Source organism: Corynebacterium sp. HMSC073D01, assembly GCF_001815555.1.
In the GTDB taxonomy this organism is placed as follows: Bacteria; Actinomycetota; Actinomycetes; order Mycobacteriales; family Mycobacteriaceae; genus Corynebacterium; species Corynebacterium glucuronolyticum.
On sequence record NZ_KV821082.1, the window covers coordinates 157087 to 175722 of the forward strand.

An 18636-nucleotide genomic window follows, 5' to 3' on the forward strand; every position below is an offset into this window, starting at 1 on the left:
TGAATAACTTTCGGGGCGATTTTTCTGATCTTTGACAGTTATCCACAGTTCTGGTTGTGTGCCTGTTGCGCGGGGTTTTTCGACTTTATCGTCCGGGGTATGAAGCGAATAAACAAGATTGTATCTGCATTTCAGGGCCCGGAACTTCTCCGTGAGGTGTGGCGGGCCCGCAAGACTCATCCGGATTTGGCCCGCGAGTGGTCCCGCCTGTACGGGCTGTCTGAGGAGATGGTCCGGGAGTGGATGCATGCGTCAAAGAATTGGGGCACGTTTTCTGACCCGGATGTGCTGGTCGAGGCGGAGAAGCTGTCGGTGGCGAAGTTGGTGTTGATCTCTAAGGCAATGAACAATGTGGCGAAGGATGAGCGGGAGGGGTTGCGCGCCCGGTTGGTGTCGATTGCGGGTGGTGTGACCTGGCAGGAGCTGAAGGCGAGGGCGGCGCAACTGGCGAAGGAGATGCGGCAGCCGTCGACAAGCTCCTCGGTGACGGTGTCGAAGGTGGCCGACGGGCAGGGCATGAAGCACGCCCACGTGCGGTTGAAACCGCCGGTCATGGAGAAGTTCATCGCCCGCATGAAGCAGCTCAGCGTGGCGCCGCCGGGTGCGGACGAGTCGGTGGTGTTGGGTTCCGGTTTGGAGCAGCTTATCGACGCCCCGTCGTCCGGTCTCCCCGATGTTTCCGGTTCCTTCGAGCGGACGCTGGGGCCTGCCTTTATTCTGGCGATTCCCGGCACGAAGTACATCGGCGACGGCAAGTATGCGACAACTGACGGGGAGATCATCATCGGAAAGGAGGCAGCCCAAACCCGGCTGTCCCCATATGGCTGGGTCGTTATCTACGACGGCACGAACCATATCGGGGAGTGCTACGAGCTGGAAAACGACCGGTTTGCCTCCCTGATGCTGCGCCAAGCGATCACCATTGATCAGATCTTCTGCGCGCACCCGGGATGCACCCAACTGGCCTCCCATTTCGAGATGCACCACACCATTTCCTACAAGGACGGCGGCAAGACGAACGCAGTCGAGATCATCGGCACGTGTGTGAACCACAACCGGCAAAACGACGACGATCCTGACAAGGTGAAAAACGGCCGCCACATCCGTGACGACAACGGCCACGCTGGCTGGATTCCCCCGGAGGGCGGCGCAACCCTATACAACCAGCTGCCTGCCACCGACTACTCCGGCAACGCCATCGCCCGCCGGATCCTTAACGCCGAAAACGGGGATGAACAGGAGAAACAATTTCAAAATGGGGGAGAACCTAAACTGAAGGAATGACCGAGTCATCCCTTGACAACGCACGCGCCGCCCTCGAACGGGTCCGCTCCTACGCCGAGCACCCCGACACCACCCCCAAACCCGAGCGGAAACTCCTCAAGGAGGCCGTAAAGCTCTCGGTAGGGGAGGTCGGTGTCCGTGCCCCCGGCCACTCCGTGGAACTGCGGGTGCCCCCATATGCCGCCGTGCAGTGCATCGAGGGACCCCGTCACACGCGGGGCACACCGCCCAACGTGGTGGAGATGTCCCCCCTGGTGTGGCTGCGGTGTGCCCTTGGCCTGCAAACCTTTGCCGACGGCCTCGCCACGGGGGAGATTTCCGCCTCCGGCAACCGGGCCGCTGAAGTAGGTATGCATCTCCCAATTCAGCGCTAGGTTAGCTTAACCTAGCGTGAAAAAGTCTGTGAGCTGCGTTAATGTTGCGCCCATGGGTGAAGAACAATCAATTGCCGCCAAGCTGAACTGGCTGCGCGCCGGGGTGCTTGGCGCGAACGACGGCATCATCTCCACAGCCGGCGTCGTCATGGGCGTCGCCGCCACCGGCGCTGCCCTCGGTGAGATCGCCACCGCCGGAATGGCAGCCGTAACCGCAGGTGCCGTGTCTATGGCTCTCGGTGAGTATGTGTCCGTGTCCGCCCAGCGCGACACCGAGCGCGCCATGATCGCCCAACACGCGGAGGAAGTCCGCGAGACCCCGCACGATCTGAAGGCGGACATCGTGTCGACGTTGCAGAAGCGTGGCCTCCACCCGGAGACCGCACGCGTGGCGGCGGATGAGCTTGCTGCGGGGGATCTTTTGCACGCGCATCTCATGGTGCACCACAATGTTGATTCCACGGAGCTCACCAACCCCTGGATTGCGGCATTCAGTTCTGCAGTATCGTTCCTGCTTGGCAGCGTATTCCCCTTGGTGGCGGTGGTGCTTGCTCCAGCCGGCTGGCGCGGCGGCATCACCCTTGTGTCCACCGTCCTTGCCCTCATGGTGACGGGTGGGATTTCGGCGGCGTTGTCGGAGGGGTCGGCGACGCGGTCGGTTGTGCGCCTCATTGTGGGGGGTGCGTTGGCGATGTCTATTACCTACGGACTGGGTTATCTCTTTGGTGAGGTGGCCTTGTAGCTACTACTCTGGGGGTCGTGGTATCGAATAACCCAATTCTCGACGATCAGGCCCACGACGAATGCGGTGTCTTCGGCGTGTGGGCTCCGGGCGAGGATGTAGCAAAAATTACGTACTATGGTTTGTTCGCCCTCCAGCACCGTGGCCAGGAAGCTGCCGGTATTGCTGTGGGGGATGGTGAGCAGGTCGTCGTTTTCAAAGACTTGGGCCTGGTCAGCCAGGTTTTCGATGAACAGTCTTTGCAGGCTCTCCAGGGGCATTTGGCGATTGGCCATACCCGTTACTCCACGGCGGGGGGTGTGAAGTGGGAGAATTCGCAGCCGATTTTCCGCACAACGCCGGCGGATACGGATGTTGCCCTTGCCCATAACGGCAATCTGATTAACCATTTGCAGCTCATGAAGCTGGCCCGCGAGAGGGGGGTTGTTCCTGCGGACGGTTACCCCTCGGACTCTGAGGTCACCTGTGCTTTGCTTGCCGACGGTGCCACCTCCGACACCACCGTCCTCCAGTCCGCTTTGGACTTATTACCCACGCTAGAGGGCGCATTCTGCTTGGTGTTTACGGATGGCCACAACATCTACGCCGCCCGCGACCGCAACGGCGTGCGTCCGCTGTGCCTTGGCCGCCTGGATCGCGGCTGGGTTGTCTCTTCGGAGACGTGTGCTTTGGACATCGTTGGTGCGTCGTTTGTGCGCGAGATCGACCCGGGCGAGTTGGTGGTGATCAACGATTCCGGTGTGTCGTCGATGCGTTTTGCGGAGCCGGAGCGTAAGGGCTGCATCTTCGAGTACGTGTACCTGGCGCGTCCGGACTCTGACCTGCGGGGACGGTCGGTTAATACGACACGCGTGGAAATTGGGCGTCGACTAGCAAAAGAAGCCCCAGCAGACGGTGACCTTGTCATTCCCGTCCCGGATTCCGGAACGCCGGCGGCCGTCGGCTATGCGCAAGGTTCGGGGCTACCGTACGGGACCGGCCTGGTGAAAAACGCCTATGTGGGGCGGACGTTTATTCAACCGACGCAGATGCTGCGACAGTTGGGTATCCGGTTGAAGCTGAACCCGTTGAAGGATCAGATTCGGGGCAAGCGTCTGGTTGTTGTCGACGATTCGATTGTGCGGGGAAACACCCAGCGTGCGCTCATTAGAATGCTCCGTGAGGCGGGGGCCGCCGAAGTCCACGTCCGCATCGCCAGCCCGCCGGTGAAATGGCCCTGCTTCTACGGCATCGATTTCGCGTCGCCGGGTGAGCTCATCGCTAATGCGGTGGATTCATCGCGGCCGGAGCAGATGGTGGAGGCCGTGTGCCAGGCCATCGGCGCGGATTCCCTGGCCTACATTTCAGTGGACGCGATGGTGGAGGCGACGGAGCAGGATGCGACCACGATGTGCTGCGCATGCTTTGATGGCGATTACCCGCTTGGCCTGCCGGAAGGAAATAATAATGCCGATTTGGTGCGTGCGATGAAGGCCGGTACGTACCCACTGCCGCTCGTTGGCAGTGACTACGATTCAGCCCACTAATTTTTCTGCAAAGGATGACCATGACTGACAACACGTATGCCGCCGCCGGCGTTGATATCGAGGCTGGGGATAAGGCTGTGGAACTGTTCGCGCCGCACGCCAAGAGGGCGTCTCGGCCGGAGGTGCGCGGGGGGCTGGGTGGTTTCGCCGGTCTGTTCGCGCTGGGGAAGTACAAGAAGCCGCTGCTTGCCGCAGGTTCTGACGGTGTGGGAACGAAGCTGGTGATTGCCCAGAAGCTGGGGATCCACAACACGATCGGCATTGACCTTGTCGCCATGTGCGTGGATGACTTGGTGGTGTGCGGTGCGGAGCCACTGTTCCTGCAGGATTACATCGCTATCGGCAAGGTTGTGCCGGAGCATGTCGCCCAGATTGTGGAGGGCATTGCCGAGGGCTGTGTGCGAGCAGGGTGTGCCCTCCTCGGCGGTGAGACGGCGGAGCACCCCGGTGTGATGCCGGAGGACGAGTACGACATCTCGGCAACAGCCGTCGGTGTCGTGGAGGAGGACGAGGTGCTGGGGCCGCAGCGTGTCCGCGGGGGCGATGTGGTCATCGGTATGGCCTCCTCTGGCCTGCACTCCAACGGGTACTCCCTGGCCCGCTACGTGCTCTTGGAGCAGGCTCAGCTGCCGCTCGATACGCACATCGACGAGCTTGGTCGCACGCTCGGTGAGGAACTTCTCGAGCCGACGCGCATCTACGCCCTCGACTGCCTGGAGCTCATTAACGAGTGCGAGATCCACACCTTCTGTCACGTCACCGGTGGCGGTCTGGCGGGCAACCTGGCGCGCGTCATCCCCGACGGTCTCATCGCCCGGCTGTCTCGCGGAACGTGGAAGCCGTCGCAGGTCTTCCGCTATATCCAGTCGGTGGGGAAGGTGGAGCGCTCCGAGATGGAGAAAACTTTCAACATGGGCGTCGGCATGGTCGCCGTTGTGCCTGCTGCGGAGAAGGAGCGCGTCCTGGCGATACTTGCCGCCCGCCACGTGGATGCGTGGGAGTTGGGCACGGTGGAGGAGTCTGCCGGTGCTGATCGCGTTGTGCTTGAGGGTGAGTACGCGGAATAGGGCGTGAAAAATGGGGAGCCTCGCAAGTGGGGCTCCCCATTTTTTTGTTTAGTTATTTGTCCTCGTCGGGATCGTAGTCAATCCATGCAGCGTATGGATCGTCCTCCTCCTCACGGCGCTTATCATCGATTTGTCCTGACAGTTCGCGCTGGAGCGATTCCAAGTCCATTTCCGGTGAGTTGTACTTCAGCCGACGTGCGACTTTCGTTTGCTTAGCCTTGGCACGGCCGCGACCCATGGCCTGACCCCCTTGGAGTTCCAAGAGACACCCGGGTATTTTTGGTGCCCCATTATCGTGCAGTTACTAAATATAAATACCTGTGTACACTTTAGCGGGTTTGCGCGCAAATTGCTGTATTTACCCCCTAGGCTCGGGGTTTGTCCCCGCGTAGCTGGTTGATCGCGTCTCTTCCGGCTCCCGATGATGGGCGCGGCAGGCTGTGCTTGTCGACGCTCATCGCACAGTCCCCTGCCATAAACTCGCCCGAGCGTTGGAGTGCGCTCGCCTTGATCGTGGCCAGCGCGATGGGACCGAGTTCGTGGTGGTGCACCACACTACCCAGCGTTCCTACCGTGCGACCTGCGAGTGTGACGGGAGTTTGGGGGGCGGGAAGCTGGGGGACGGAGCCGTCGAGAAGCGTGACGACGAGCGCCCGGGGTGCGCGACCCAGGTTCTCCACCCTGGCGACGGTTTCCTGGCCGCGGTAGCAGCCCTTGTCCAGGTCGACGGCCTCGGCGAGCCACAGGCCCACCTCGTGGGGGATGGTCTTCTCGTCGCAGTCGACGGGGTGGTCGGGTTCGCCCCGGGCAATGCGGTAGGCCTCAAAGGACATCAGGCCCGCGAGCTGGCCGTTTTGTTGCAGAATTGCGTCGGCTGCGGCCTCCACATCGCGCACACCGTAGTCGGTACGCAGCGGGGTGCCGGGGATCGTGCGGGCGAAGGCGGCGTCGAGCGGGGTGTGCTTGCCGAAGACGGTGACGAGCTGTAGCGGGGAAATGGTGATCTCTACCTTGGACCAGAAAATCATGGCAACCAGGTAGTCACGCAGTGTTTCCGCTTCGTGGGGGGAGACGATGAGGAACACCTCGTCCTCCGTGACGGCCACGTCCATTTCGTGCTGGATGCGGCCGTTGGCGTCGAGATCGAGCGCCATGGTGGCCCCAGGGGCGATGATTTTGCTGAGGAGGTTGGTGAGGAAGGCTTCGCGGTCGTCGCCGGTGACGGAGAGGATGACGCGGTTGGAGCGGTCGACAAGCGAGAGGGGGGCGCGTTGCTCGCCGAAGGGGTTGCCGTAGTGCCAGGGGACGCCGGCGGTGTGCGGGGCGAGGTGGTCGGCGGGCGCGGGTTGCGCGCCGTGCGCGGAAAGCAGTGGCGAAGCGTAAGTAGACATGTACGCCATCGTAGTGGTGGCATAATCGGATGTATGGGACATGCGCCAGTGATCGTTGTTGTTGAGCCGTTCGGTGGGTCGTCGCGTAGGCAGAGCCCGCAGCTTCCCCATATTTTTTGGGATGATTTGGGGCTTACGCGTGCCGACGGCATTTTCGAATCCCTTCTTGTGCACGAGGGGCGGGCGTGCAACGTAGAGCGACATGTGGATCGCTTCCTTGCGGGGGCGAAGAAGCTGCAGCTGCCGGAGCTGGGGCGGGACTTGGTGCTGAAGGCGACGGCGGAGGCCGTTGAGGGGTGGGTTGAGCAGTGCGGGGAGGAGCCGGTTGACGGCAAGCTCGTGTGGACGTTCACCCGCGGCCGGGCGTCGACAGGCATCCCCTCGGTGTGGATGACCGTGACGGATGTGCCCGAGGGCAACGCCAAGCTGCGGGAAAAAGGGGTGAAGGTGAAGCTGTGTGAGAAGGGGATCACCCTGCACCCGGAGAAGGCACCGTGGATTGCCTCGGGGGCGAAATCCCTCGGGTACTCGGCGACGATGGCGGCGCTGCGGGCTGCGAAGGCGGAGGGGATGGACGATGTGATCTGGGTTGATGGCGACCGGATACTCGAGGGGGCGACGAGTACGGTGATTTCCATTAAGGGGAAGAAGGTCCGCACCCCACCCAGCGGAACTGACGTGCTATCTGGGACGACGCAGCAGGCTGTGTTTGAGACGTTGAGCCAGGCGGGCTATGCGTGCAAAGAGAAAGCACTGAGCGTCGACAAGCTAAAAGAAGCCGACGGCGTGTGGCTCGTTTCCTCGGTGCGGGGGGCAGTGCCCGTGCGGTCTATCGATGGGCACAAGCTCCGCCGCGACACCCCCGATGATATCGCCCGCCTGCTCGCTGAGGCGATGTTTAGCTAGCCGACGACGCGGGTGAGCTCCGCGGACCGCTGTTCCTCGGCTCGCTCATCCACCCAGCCCAGGTGATTGTTCGGCATGAGACCGTACATCCGCTTGCCCGGGCCGAGTGCCTGTGGGCCGGTCTCCGTCACCATTGTTGAGGCGGACTGCAGCGACCACGAACGCTCGTTGTACGGCTCGCCGTAGAAGATCTCCACTACGCCATCGGCGCGGACGCTGATGAGCTCGATCTCATCCTTGTCATTGACCCGCCAGAACCCATACGCATTCGTATCGGGACCTGAGTATTTACCCTCAGAATCGAGCTTCCACGTGCGCGAATGGTAGCTCAGGTAGTTCTCGCCGTTGTGGGCGATCACAAGCTCCTGCCCGAACGCGAACTGGCCCTCATCTGTGGCGGCCTGGCCCTCGCCGCGCCAGACGCCCACGAGGGGGAGGAGGGCGAGGAGGCCGTCGTGAAGATTGGGCCCCTCCCGGAGGTTAGCTGTGTCAACCGGGTGCGGGGTCGCATCCAGATCGGCGATATCAGCCGTATCCAAGATATTCTTTGTCGACGTCGACTTCGCTGCCTCCGCAGCCCTGCCGATAGCTTCATTTCCATCCAACGATGCAGACTCACTCATGCCCATCGAGCTTACACGTATGGGCATTCCACAACACGCGCGGGCGAACGCGGGCGAACGCGCGCGGGTGAATGTCTACAGGTCTGTCGAAAAGTCCTCCGTGTCGAACCGCACATCCCGCAACTCCGACTCAATATAAATAGAGCCACCCCCACAAAACACGTGCGATGCTCTCCCCGTCAACGGCAGCTTTTCTGAACTAATCTCCCAGCTAAACGCATCATTGCCTGAAACAGGTTGAAAGCGAACCACGCCGTCGACAATCCGCAGCTTCACCAACTCCTGCTGCTTCTCCGACGCACCCGGCGGGGTCCCAGTCAACAGCGCCTCCGCCGACGGCGAAGCGGAGGGAGAAATGTCATCCGGGTTGGCGATATCCAGGTCCGTCATGCCGAGCTGGGCGCCGAGGGCGACGCCGTCGAGGCGCACCGTATACACCAAGCGCTTTGCCGTCATATCCTGCAGGTTTCCGCTCAAAATCTGGGCGGGCGGAACCTCCACATCGAAAGCTTCTGATTTCTTATTAACGAGTCCGAAGCCCTCCTCCTGCACATCGATCATCTCTGTGCGGATGGAATCAATAGAACCACCCAGGGCAGAAACAATAAACGGAGTGCCACTCATTGTCACCGCCGGTTTGATGTCGAGCCCTTCGAGGCGTTGGAGTTCTGCGGAGACGTTGCGTTCGGTGTTGGTGGCAACGACTCCATCCACGAAGAGGAAAGTACCCGCCACCACGGCGGCTCCGATGAAAACAGGGACGAACTTAGCCACACTATATTTGTAGCGTATGGATATCCTTTCGCGTGCATTTGAAGTTGACGGCGTGGAGCCGCTGAGTGAGCAATTCGTTCGCGGTCTCACGGAGAACATGGGCCATACCCACCACAAAATTGAGGAAAACGGCCAGGTAGTCGCCCTTATCGCTACCGACGGTTCGACGGCGGAGCTCGTCGTTGATCCCGCTTTTCGACGCAGAGGTCTCGGCTCACGGTTATTTGAAGAGGCCGGCAAACCTCCGGTGTGGGCACACGGGGACCTCCCCGCAGCCCGTGCCTTTTCTCAGCACTTTGGCCTGGTCGCGACCCGAATCCTCTTGGTGATGGGGAGGGGTGACTACGAGCCGCAACCAGTCACGCTTCCCGCGGGCTTTCGAATCGTGACCGCTGCCGAGGAATGCGAAGATGAGCAGTGGGTTCGTGTAAATAATGAGGCGTTTTCGTGGCATCCGGAGCAGGGGGGATGGAACGTCGACAAGCTTCGTGAGGCGCGGGCGACATCGTGGTACGACCCGACAGGAGTCTTCTTCCTCTACGAGGGTGACCACCTGGCGGGGTTCCATTGGACGAAGCGGGTTGACGGTGTGGGGGAGGTGTACGTCATCGGTCTCGGCGATGGGTACCGGGGGCGTGGCTTGGGGCGACCCCTGTTGACGGCCGGTTTGAACGCGATGGCCGAGGATAAGCGCATAATCCTGTACGTGGAGGGGGATAACGATGCCGCCGTTGGAATGTATTCCGCCCTTGGCTTCACCGAAGAGGAGCGTCACGTCGTGTATGAGGTACCAGCGGGCGACAAGTAGAACACTCATAGGCCGGCGACGGTTGCGATGCTGGCGGTTTGGGGGCGCTGGCATCGTCAGATGGGGTAGCTGGTGGGGGTGGTGCTGTCGCCGGTGGCGCGCCATCGACGAAAAAACTTAGCCAAACCTAAATTGTGCAGGTAAGGGTGTGAAGTTTCGTTGGAGCTGGGAAAAAATTTGGGAAAACTTCGGAATTAACCTTCTGTTCACCTGAATTCTTATTGTTGGACATGTCGAGCCGTTATTGTTTGCACGCGAAGCGAGTTGATGTGCGAGTAGCACGTCGATCGTTGCTACAGCATGAATTAAAACTACCGGAGGTTTATACCCGTGAAAAGCACTATTATGCGCTCCCTCGCCGTGTTCGGCGTCGCAGCAGTAGGCACCCTCGGACTCGTCGGTTGCTCGTCTGATTCCGCATCGGATGCAGCATCTGACGTTTCCACCGCCGCATCGTCTGCAGCCCAGGATGCGAAGGAAAGCATCCAGGGCCTGAGCGGCCAGTCCGGCACCCTCAACGGCGAGGGCGCATCCTCGCAGCAGAACGCGATGGAGTACTTCAAGGTGCAGTACGCCAACGCTGTTGATGGCGCAAACCTGAACTACACGGCTTCCGGCTCCGGCTCTGGCCAGAAGCAGTTCATCGCTGGCCAGGTTGATTTCGGTGGCTCTGACTCGCCGCTGAAGGACGACCAGATTGAGCCCGCCAAGGAGCGTTGCGGTGGCAACGATGCATGGCACCTGCCGCTCGTTATCGGCCCGGTTGCTGTTGCCTACAACCTGCAGGGCGCTGACGATGTCACGCTGTCCCCTGAGGTCATCGCCAAGATCTTCAACGGCAAGATCACCAACTGGAATGACCCGGCTATCGCCGAGCTCAACGGCGGCACCGCTCTCCCGGACAAGGACATCAAGGTCATCTTCCGTTCTGAGGAGTCCGGCACGTCCGATAACTTCCAGAAGTTCCTCAAGGCCACCGCTCCTGCCGAGTGGGACACCACCGGTAAGGCCTTCCCGTCCAAGGTTGGCTCTGGCGCTAACTCCTCCACCGGTGTTGTTGGTGAGGTAAAGAAGACCGACGGTGCTATCACCTACGTTGAGTCCGGCTTCGCTAAGAACGAGAACCTCGGCATTGCCAAGATCGACTTCGGCAACGGCCCGGTCGAGCTCAATAAGGAGTCCGTCAACAAGGCTCTGGCTAACATCGACTTCGCCGGCGAGGGCCACGACCTCGTTGTCGACGCTGAGAGCCTCTTCCAGATCAACGAGGCGGGCGCATACCCGCTGGTTCTGACCACCTACGAGATCGTCTGCTCCGCCGGTTACGACGCTGAGACCAGCGCCCGCGTGAAGGACTTCCTCACGGTCGCTCTGAACAATCAGGATGAGAACCTGGAGAAGATCGGCTATGTTCCGGTCGATGGTGAGTACAAGGCAGCTCTCGAAGAGGCTGTGAACGCCATCCAGTAAGTGACGGTGGTGCCACACTGTGGCACTTTCCTTCCCAGTCACGGTTACACTGCGGCCCCTTCAGGCTCGGATTTCTCAACCCGGGTGCTCTGGGGGCCACACGTGTGTGGGACTGAATAACCAAAACCTCGTACATACTACTGAAGGAACAAGCCTATGGTTAGCAATAAACCGCTGGTAGACGGCGGCGCGCCGGGTAGCGGTGGCGCAACCGGCGTCGCAACCCGATATACGCCCGACTCACAGGGGACGGACAACCACACACAGAATGCTGCGGCTGAATCAGCGACAACCCCTGACGAAAATAAGGATGTTCAGATCCAAGCCCGGGGTGGCTCCGTTAAGCGAGTCGGCGACCGCGTCTTTGAAACACTTTCCACCGTTTCGGCAGCAACCATCACCGTGATTATTGCGGCCATCGGCCTCTTCCTCCTGTGGCGCGCAATTCCCGCGCTCATGCGGAACGCAGAGGGACTGGGTGGATTCTTCACCTACGCCGGCGACTGGAACACGGCGGACACCGAGGCAATGTACTTCGGTATTCCGAACCTGTTCTTCTCAACGGTTCTCATTTCGCTCGTCGCCCTGGTGCTGGCGATGCCTGTGGCTTTGGGTGTCGCAATCTTCCTTTCCAACTACGCACCGAAGAAACTGGTTAAGCCCCTTGGATTCCTCGTGGATCTGCTGGCTGCCGTTCCGTCTATCGTCTACGGTCTGTGGGGCGTCACCGTTCTCGGACCGACGATCGGCCCCCTCTACGAAAAGATCGCTAATTCTTTCCTGGGGAACTTTTTCCTGTTCAAGGTGTACGAAAACTCCCCGTCGTTTGCCACCTCTCGCAACATGCTCACCGGTGGCATCGTCCTGGCCATCATGATCCTCCCGGTCATCGCCGCCACGGCCCGAGAGGTCTTCGTCCAGACCCCGAAGGGGCACGTCGAGGCCGCCCTGGCTCTCGGCGCGACCCGCTGGGAAGTGGTGAAGATGACGGTTATTCCGTTCGGACTTTCCGGCTACGTCTCCGGCGCCATGCTCGGTCTCGGCCGTGCACTCGGTGAGACGATGGCACTCTACCTTGTTGTCTCGCCCTCTTCGGCGTTCCGCGGTTCGCTTTTCGACGGCGGCACGACGTTTGCTACGGCCATCGCCAACGCCGCCCCGGAGTTCAACGATGACATCAAGGCTGGTGCGTACATCGCCGCTGGTCTGATTCTGTTCCTCCTCACGTTCGTGGTCAACGCGGCGGCCCGCGCGATCGTGAACAAGAAGAAGTAAGTGGGAGTGACTGACATGACTAACACAGCTACGCAGCAGAAAATTCCCGCAACCTCGGCGTTTACCCCGATTTCGGGTGGTCGCAAGGTTGCTAACCACGCGGCCACGGTGATCATCACCCTCGCCATGGCGCTCGCCATGATCCCGCTTATTTGGGTGCTTTTCGACGTCTTCCGCTACGGTTTTCCCGTCATTACGCAGGCAGATTGGTGGACGAAGGACATGTCGCAGGCCATGGCCATCCTCCCCGGTGGCGGTGCAAAGCACGCTATCATCGGTACGTTCGTTCAGGTGGCGATTACGTCCGCTCTGTCCATCCCGATTGGTATCTTTACCGCCATCTACCTTGTGGAATACTCCCAGGGTGGACGACTTGGCCGGGTTACCACCTTCATGGTCGATATCCTGACCGGTGTTCCCTCCATCGTCGCCGCTCTGTTCATCTACTCTTTCTGGGTCGTCCTGTTCGGGTTCGACCGTTCCGGTATGGCAGTGTCCCTGGCGCTGGTCATCCTCATGGTTCCGGTGATCATCCGCAACACGGAAGAAATGCTCCGCGTTGTTCCGCAGGGGCTGCGCGAGGCGTCGTACGCGCTCGGTGTTCCCAAGTGGAAGACCATCGCGAAGATCGTGCTACCGACGGCTCTGTCCGGCATCGTCACCGGTGTCATGCTGGCTATCGCCCGCGTCATGGGTGAGTCTGCTCCGGTGCTCATCTTGGTGGGTATGACATCGTCGGTGAACTGGAACGCCTTCGATGGCAACCAGTCCTCACTGCCTCTGTTCATGCTGGAAATGTACAAGTCCGGCTCCTCCGGTCCGATGATGGACCGCATGTGGGGCGCAGCTCTCACACTGATCATCCTCATCGGTGTGCTGTACCTGCTGGCACGTTTCATCTCCGCCCGCTACTCGGTCAAGAAGTAAAAGAAAATCCCGAAAATGGCTAAACAACTCGATCTGAAAGATCTCAACATTTACTACGGCGATTTCCACGCCGTGCAAAACGTCAACCTTCACGTTCCGCCGCGCTCGGTGACGGCTTTCATCGGGCCCTCCGGCTGCGGTAAGTCCACGGTGCTGCGCACCCTCAACCGCATGCACGAGGTCACCCCCGGTGCATACTGCAAGGGTGAGGTGCTTCTCGACGGTGAGGATATCTACGGCCCGAAGGTCGATCCTGTCGCCGTGCGTAACACCATCGGCATGGTGTTCCAGCAGGCTAACCCCTTCCCGACGATGTCTATCGAGGACAACGTCGTGGCCGGCCTCAAGCTGTCAGGTGAGAAGAACAAGAAGAAGCTGAAGGAAGTCGCCGAGAAGTCCCTTCGTGGCGCGAACCTGTGGGACGAGGTCAAGGACCGCCTGGATAAGCCGGGTGGCGGCCTCTCTGGTGGTCAGCAGCAGCGTCTGTGCATCGCCCGCGCCATCGCCGTCGAGCCCGAGGTGCTCCTCATGGACGAGCCGTGCTCTGCTCTGGACCCGATCTCGACGCTCGCCGTGGAGGATCTCATTCACGAGCTGAAGGAAGAATTCACCATCGTGATCGTGACCCACAACATGCAGCAGGCAGCCCGTGTGTCCGATCAGACCGCTTTCTACTCCCTCGAGGCAACCGGCAAGCCGGGACGCCTTGTGGAAGTCGGGCCGACGAAGAAGATCTTCGAGAACCCGGATGAGAAGGAGACCGAGGATTACATCTCCGGTCGCTTCGGCTAACCCAAGATAAGCCCAAAAAATGAGCCGTGACCCCAGGTCACGGCTCTTTTCCTGTTTTAACCCCGGAAGCGTCTTTCGAGCTCTTGGAATTTGGCTGCAACCTCCGCCTCGGCCTGCTCTTCCTTGCGTCGCTCGAGGTATTCCTCGGAGCGGAGGCCGGTGACCAGGTAAACCACCTGTGTGGCCACATTGACGCAGTGGTCGGCGTAGCGCTCGTAGTAGCGAGACAGAAGCGCCACCTCGACGGCGGACCTGGTGCCGTGCTCCCACGTTCGGTTGGTGACGAGGGAATTGAGGTGTGCATTGATATCGTCGACGGCATCGTCCTCGGCATCCATGGTGATGGCCTTATCCTCGTCCGGCACCACGAGAATGTCGCGCACCTCGCTGAGCATATGCGCACACAGCCGCGCCATCTCATCGAAAAACCCCTGCACATCGGCCGGAACTGCTCGGTTAGGGTGGCGACGGCGGGCGAGCTTCGCGATGTGGCAGGACAACTTGAACATCCGGTCGAAGTCCTGGACGATGTAAATCGAGCTGACAACCTGGCGCAGGTCGCGAGCCATGGGGTTTTCTAGCGCAAGGAGATCAACGGCCCGATCCTCGCACCGCTGCCGGAGTTCCTCGGCGTGGTCGCTGAGGCCTAACACATCTTCTGCCGGTTGCAGCTCGGCCTTGGTCAGGGCTGTAGAGGCCATGGTCATAGCCTTATCCGCGAGGTCGCAATAGAGGATGAGGTCGTGGGAGAACGTGTCTAAAAGTTGCCGATACACCGTACGCATACCGATACCTTAGCCCGGTTTTACTCACTCCGCACGGCAAGTTTGTTCCGAAACCTAGGAGTCGTGAACGAGGGGGAGATCGCCCGTGTCATCGAGCCATCCGTCGGGAAGCGCAACCTTCTTGGCCGAGCCCTGGCGGCCACGGGGGCCGTCGGCATCGTTGGGGAGAGCGGGAGAGTCCCGGAACGGTTCCAGGAGGGCGTCGAGAAGCGTGAGAGACGTCACCGAGGACAGGGAGGCGCGGAAGGCACCACCGACGGGGTAGCCACGGAAATACCAGCCGACGTGCTTGCGGATATCCCGGCACGCGTGATCCTCGCCCTGGTGAATGGCCAAAAGCTCGGCGTGGCGGCGGAGAATTGTGCACACCTCCCCGAGCGTCGGGGGAGGCGGTACGGGACGCCCCGACAGCGCCAACGCAAGATCGGAAAACAGCCACGGGCGACCGAGACAGCCCCGACCAATCTCAATACCGTCACATCCCGTCTGCTCAAACATAGCCAGGCCGTCAGCAGCGGAAAAAACATCGCCATTGCCAAACACCGGGACATCGAGAGCCTGCTTCAGCTCGGCGATGCGCTCCCAGTGGGCCTGCCCCGAATAACGCTCCGCAGCGGTGCGGGCATGCAGCGTCACTGCCGCAGCACCCTCCTCCTGCGCAATGCGACCCGCATCGAGCATCGTCTCGTGATCCGCATCAATTCCGATACGAAACTTCACGGTCACAGGGATATCCGTTCCGGACACCCCGCGGACGGTGGCGTCGACAATACGCTTAAATAACTCCCGCTTATAGGGAAGGGCAGCGCCACCCCCCTTGCGCGTCACCTTCGGCACCGGGCAGCCAAAGTTCAGGTCCACGTGATCCGCCAGATTCTCTTCGGCGATCATCTTGGCCGCCTTGTAGGTGTACTCGGGGTCCGTTGTGTACAGCTGCAGGCTACGCGGCTCCTCCACCGAGGAGAATGCGGCCATGTGCAGGGTCTTTTCGTTTCTTTCCACCAATGCGCGGGCGGTGACCATCTCACAGACGTACAGCCCCGAAACGCTGCCCGCTTTCTCTAGCTCCTGCTCACGGCAGAGGAGCCGGAAGGCAACGTTGGTGACGCCGGCCATGGGGGCGAGGACGACGGGGGAGGTGAGTTCGATGTTTCCGATTCTGACAGCCACGGGGAAGATTGTTGCATTGACGTGGGATAAAGCGCAAGAAATGGGGAGAGTGTGGGATTTCGTGATGCTAAAGGTCACTTCAAAAGGTAAAAGTAAGGACATAGGCGAAGGTTTCCAACTATTGTGGGGTTAAGAAAATGAAACCCGTCCTTTGCAAAGAGGATGGGCCGATTCACCACCGAGGAGGAAAAATGTCAGAACGTATCCACCATGCTGTCTTGAAGTCGAAAGTGATGACTGCTGAAGAGGCCACCCAGTTCATTCATAACGGTGACCGTGTGGGTGTCTCTGGCTTCACGGGCTCGGGATACCCCAAGGCCATGCCGACCGCCATCGCTGAGAAGTCCAAGGCGGAGCGCGAGAAGGGCAACGAGTACAAGATTTCCCTTTTCACCGGCGCATCCACCGCTCCGGATTGCGACGGCGTGCTGGCTGAGGCAGGTGCCCTCAACCTGCGCTCCCCGTACCAGTCGGATCCGACGATGCGTAAGGCCATCAACAACGATGAGATGCAGTACGTGGACGTTCACCTGTCCCACTCTGCACAGCAGATCCAGGCCGGCTTCTTCGGCAACCTGGATGTTGCCATCGTCGAGGCCTGCTCGATCGACTCCGAGGGGCACATCGTGCCCTCCTCGTCCGTGGGTAACAGCGTGGAATACCTCGACTCCGCCGACCGGATCATCATCGAGGTCAACGAGTGGCAGTCTGAGGAGCTCAACGGCATGGCCGACATCTGGCGCATGCCGATGGCCCCCAACCGCATCGCCATTCCGATCACGGACCCGGGTGACCGCATTGGCACCACCTACATCGACATCGACATCGACAAGGTGGTCGCCGTTGTCGAGACCAACCACGAGGATCGTAACGCCCCGTTCAAGCCTCTCGACGAGACCTCCAAGAAGATCGCCGGCTACTTCCTCGACCTCCTCGAGTCTGAGGTGAAGGCTGGCCGTCTCTCCTACGACAAGTTCATCATGCAGTCCGGCGTGGGCAACGTCCCGAACGCCGTGATGGCAGGCCTTTTGGACTCCAAGTTTGAAAACATCAAGTCCTACACCGAGGTCATCCAGGACGGCATGATTGACCTCATCGACGCCGGCAAGATGACCGTTGCCTCCGCAACGGCCTTCTCCCTCTCGCCTGAGTACGCCGCCAAGATGAACAAGGAAGCAGGCAAGTACGCCAAGGAAATCGTCCTGCGCCCGCAGCAGATCTCCAACCACCCTGAGGTCATCCGCCGCACCGCCCTCGTCGCCTCCAACGGCATGATCGAGGCCGACATCTACGGCCACATTAACTCCACCAACGTCTGTGGCTCCCGCATGATGAACGGCATCGGGGGTTCCGGTGACTTCACCCGCAACGCCGGCCTGTCCACCTTCATCTCCCCGTCTACGGCCAAGGGCGGCGACATCTCCGCCATCGTTCCGTTCTGCTCCCACGTCGACCACACCGAGCACGATGCCATGGTCGTCATCACCGAGTACGGCTACGCCGATCTCCGCGGCCTCTCCCCGAAGCAGCGCGCCAAGAAGATGATCGCCATCGCGCACCCGGACTACCGTCCGCTGCTCGAAGAGTACTTCGATCGCGCCGTGTCCAAGTGTGGCAAGACCGCCCACGAACCGCACGATCTGAGTACCGCCCTCAGCTTCCACGAGCGCTTCCTCGAGACCAAGACGATGAAGAAGTAACGTCCACAAGGGCCACATAAACGCAGGTCAGACACGATAAACAAGAAATCGTGTCTGACCTGCACTTTTCTGTTAGAAATGGAAAAACCGGAGTTCGCAGCACGTGAACTCCGGTTTCCTATCGGTAGGCCCCGAGGGTCTCGAACCCTCCACCCACGGATTAAAAGTCCGTTGCTCTACCCGATGAGCTAGAGGCCCACACGGAATAACCGTGGTACCTATCGTAGTGGGCAACTCGGCTCCGACCAAATTGCGGTATATGCTGTGACGATGCAGTTGAATGGTAGATGGCCGGAAAAAGGAATCATCCACACCGAGGGGATTGTTACGTTGACGTGGATTGATGATGAGCTTTTGGGGGAGTTGGCGGAGTTGGCGGCGGAGGGGATCTTTCCGCAGCCGTATCCGTCGTATGCCTTTGGGTGGGCGAAGGGGGACGCAGAGACGGTGCGGGGCAACGTCATTGAGTACCAGCGAGGGGTGCGGACGACGTGCGGGCCGGAGGAGTGGAGGCTCGAGTGTGCGGTGATCGTCGATAAGCAACCAGTAGGAGTTGTTGGTATCGGGGCGAGCGAGTGGGGGGAGCGCAAAGTGGCTGTGAGTGGTTCGTGGCTGGGGCGTCGGTACCAGGGGCGAGGAATTGGGTTTGCGGCTGCGAGATGCCTTCTGAGGGTCTATTTTGACCAACTGGGGGGACAGGAGGCGCGTCGACTTGTGTACCCGGAGAATACTGCGTCGCTGCGCGTGGGGGAGAAGCTTGGGTATGTGCGCGCGGAAGACAACTGGTTTTCGCTTACAAAGGAGCAGTTCAGGGCGCGATTTTGTTAGGACGGAGTTGTCACGTATTGTGTTAAGCGCTGCACAACGTGGCACGCTCCCATCGTCTAGGGGCCTAGGACTCCGCCCTTTCACGGCGGCAACACGGGTTCGAATCCCGTTGGGAGTACGGCTTCCTCTTTTGGGAAGCGCCTTTTAAAGGAAAAATAAATATGGCCCTGTGGCGCAGTTGGTTAGCGCGCCGC

Annotated in this window: 19 protein-coding genes and 2 tRNA genes; 14 read left to right on the forward strand and 7 right to left on the reverse strand. The window is 60.3% G+C overall.

Annotation, left to right across the window (positions count from 1 at the left end; all coding sequences use genetic code 11):
• The first annotated feature begins 99 nt into the window (after positions 1 to 99).
• The 5 genes from HMPREF3044_RS11270 to purM are packed head-to-tail and all read left to right on the forward strand — an operon-like array spanning position 100 to position 4993.
• Positions 100 to 1284 (forward strand): HNH endonuclease signature motif containing protein, encoded by a 1185-nt coding sequence (locus tag HMPREF3044_RS11270; RefSeq protein WP_070741775.1) that lies wholly within the window; start codon positions 100 to 102, stop codon positions 1282 to 1284.
• Complete coding sequence (locus HMPREF3044_RS11275) at positions 1281 to 1658, forward strand: sterol carrier family protein (protein WP_005393782.1); 378 nt, start codon at positions 1281 to 1283, stop codon at positions 1656 to 1658. Before HMPREF3044_RS11270 ends, HMPREF3044_RS11275 begins: the two co-directional genes overlap by 4 nt.
• A 52-nt stretch (positions 1659 to 1710) precedes the next feature.
• Positions 1711 to 2400: a VIT1/CCC1 transporter family protein gene (locus HMPREF3044_RS11280; RefSeq protein ID WP_005388816.1), complete on the forward strand. Its 690-nt coding sequence runs from the start codon at positions 1711 to 1713 to the stop codon at positions 2398 to 2400.
• 17 nt (positions 2401 to 2417) lie between these two features.
• Positions 2418 to 3926, forward strand: a complete 1509-nt coding sequence (purF, locus tag HMPREF3044_RS11285; RefSeq protein ID WP_070741779.1) for an amidophosphoribosyltransferase — start codon at positions 2418 to 2420, stop codon at positions 3924 to 3926.
• A gap of 14 nt (positions 3927 to 3940) precedes the next feature.
• Positions 3941 to 4993 carry a phosphoribosylformylglycinamidine cyclo-ligase gene (gene purM, locus HMPREF3044_RS11290; protein ID WP_005388818.1) on the forward strand — a complete coding sequence of 351 codons (1053 nt, stop codon included), beginning with the start codon at positions 3941 to 3943 and terminating at the stop codon, positions 4991 to 4993.
• A 52-nt stretch (positions 4994 to 5045) separates the two neighbouring features.
• Here purM and HMPREF3044_RS11295 read toward each other — a convergent pair whose 3' ends face one another.
• Together HMPREF3044_RS11295 and HMPREF3044_RS11300 are read right to left on the reverse strand one after the other, a co-directional pair.
• Complete coding sequence (locus tag HMPREF3044_RS11295) at positions 5046 to 5231, reverse strand: DUF3073 domain-containing protein (protein ID WP_196793910.1); 186 nt, start codon at positions 5229 to 5231, stop codon at positions 5046 to 5048.
• A 127-nt stretch (positions 5232 to 5358) separates the two neighbouring features.
• Positions 5359 to 6384 carry a CAF17-like 4Fe-4S cluster assembly/insertion protein YgfZ gene (locus HMPREF3044_RS11300; protein ID WP_239170960.1) on the reverse strand — a complete coding sequence of 342 codons (1026 nt, stop codon included), beginning with the start codon at positions 6382 to 6384 and terminating at the stop codon, positions 5359 to 5361.
• A gap of 33 nt (positions 6385 to 6417) precedes the next feature.
• On the opposite strand from HMPREF3044_RS11300, the gene HMPREF3044_RS11305 reads away from it, so the two are divergent.
• Positions 6418 to 7290 (forward strand): aminodeoxychorismate lyase, encoded by an 873-nt coding sequence (locus HMPREF3044_RS11305; RefSeq protein WP_083318162.1) that lies wholly within the window; start codon positions 6418 to 6420, stop codon positions 7288 to 7290.
• Here the strand turns inward: HMPREF3044_RS11305 and HMPREF3044_RS11310 are convergent.
• Both HMPREF3044_RS11310 and HMPREF3044_RS11315 read right to left on the reverse strand, forming a co-directional pair.
• Positions 7287 to 7940 carry a heme-binding beta-barrel domain-containing protein gene (locus HMPREF3044_RS11310; protein WP_276542635.1) on the reverse strand — a complete coding sequence of 218 codons (654 nt, stop codon included), beginning with the start codon at positions 7938 to 7940 and terminating at the stop codon, positions 7287 to 7289. The genes HMPREF3044_RS11305 and HMPREF3044_RS11310 overlap by 4 nt on opposite strands.
• A 48-nt stretch (positions 7941 to 7988) precedes the next feature.
• Complete coding sequence (locus HMPREF3044_RS11315) at positions 7989 to 8687, reverse strand: LmeA family phospholipid-binding protein (RefSeq protein ID WP_070741786.1); 699 nt, start codon at positions 8685 to 8687, stop codon at positions 7989 to 7991.
• Between the two features lie 16 nt (positions 8688 to 8703).
• Here HMPREF3044_RS11315 and mshD point away from each other — a divergent pair, with 16 nt between their 5' ends.
• The 5 genes from mshD (at position 8704) to pstB (ending at position 13959) form a co-directional block, all read left to right on the forward strand.
• Entirely contained in the window at positions 8704 to 9495 is a 792-nt protein-coding gene (gene mshD, locus HMPREF3044_RS11320) for a mycothiol synthase (protein ID WP_070741790.1), read from the forward strand.
• Positions 9496 to 9825: 330 nt separating this feature from the next.
• Positions 9826 to 10965 (forward strand): phosphate ABC transporter substrate-binding protein PstS, encoded by a 1140-nt coding sequence (pstS, locus tag HMPREF3044_RS11325; RefSeq protein WP_246821062.1) that lies wholly within the window; start codon positions 9826 to 9828, stop codon positions 10963 to 10965.
• A 156-nt stretch (positions 10966 to 11121) separates the two neighbouring features.
• Complete coding sequence (gene pstC / locus HMPREF3044_RS11330; RefSeq protein ID WP_070741797.1) at positions 11122 to 12240, forward strand: phosphate ABC transporter permease subunit PstC; 1119 nt, start codon at positions 11122 to 11124, stop codon at positions 12238 to 12240.
• Positions 12241 to 12255: 15 nt separating this feature from the next.
• Positions 12256 to 13167, forward strand: coding sequence for a phosphate ABC transporter permease PstA (gene pstA / locus HMPREF3044_RS11335; protein ID WP_070741851.1), 912 nt, complete (start codon positions 12256 to 12258; stop codon positions 13165 to 13167).
• Positions 13168 to 13182: 15 nt separating this feature from the next.
• The gene (pstB, locus tag HMPREF3044_RS11340) at positions 13183 to 13959 is read left to right on the forward strand and encodes a phosphate ABC transporter ATP-binding protein PstB (protein ID WP_005388835.1); all 777 of its coding nucleotides are present in this window, start codon (positions 13183 to 13185) and stop codon (positions 13957 to 13959) included.
• Between the two features lie 56 nt (positions 13960 to 14015).
• On the opposite strand, the gene phoU is transcribed toward pstB, so the two are convergent.
• Entirely contained in the window at positions 14016 to 14744 is a 729-nt protein-coding gene (gene phoU / locus HMPREF3044_RS11345) for a phosphate signaling complex protein PhoU (RefSeq protein ID WP_005393791.1), read from the reverse strand.
• Positions 14745 to 14798: 54 nt separating this feature from the next.
• Positions 14799 to 15914, reverse strand: coding sequence for a tRNA dihydrouridine synthase DusB (gene dusB / locus HMPREF3044_RS11350; protein ID WP_070741800.1), 1116 nt, complete (start codon positions 15912 to 15914; stop codon positions 14799 to 14801).
• A 191-nt stretch (positions 15915 to 16105) separates the two neighbouring features.
• Here dusB and HMPREF3044_RS11355 point away from each other — a divergent pair, with 191 nt between their 5' ends.
• Positions 16106 to 17614, forward strand: a complete 1509-nt coding sequence (locus HMPREF3044_RS11355; protein WP_005388839.1) for an acetyl-CoA hydrolase/transferase family protein — start codon at positions 16106 to 16108, stop codon at positions 17612 to 17614.
• 125 nt (positions 17615 to 17739) lie between these two features.
• Here HMPREF3044_RS11355 and HMPREF3044_RS11360 read toward each other — a convergent pair.
• A tRNA-Lys gene (locus HMPREF3044_RS11360) sits at positions 17740 to 17812 on the reverse strand.
• Between the two features lie 72 nt (positions 17813 to 17884).
• Between HMPREF3044_RS11360 and HMPREF3044_RS11365 the strand changes: the two genes are divergently transcribed.
• Complete coding sequence (locus HMPREF3044_RS11365) at positions 17885 to 18442, forward strand: GNAT family N-acetyltransferase (protein WP_005388841.1); 558 nt, start codon at positions 17885 to 17887, stop codon at positions 18440 to 18442.
• Positions 18443 to 18487: 45 nt separating this feature from the next.
• Positions 18488 to 18560, forward strand: a tRNA-Glu gene (locus tag HMPREF3044_RS11370).
• Positions 18561 to 18636 lie beyond the last annotated feature (76 nt).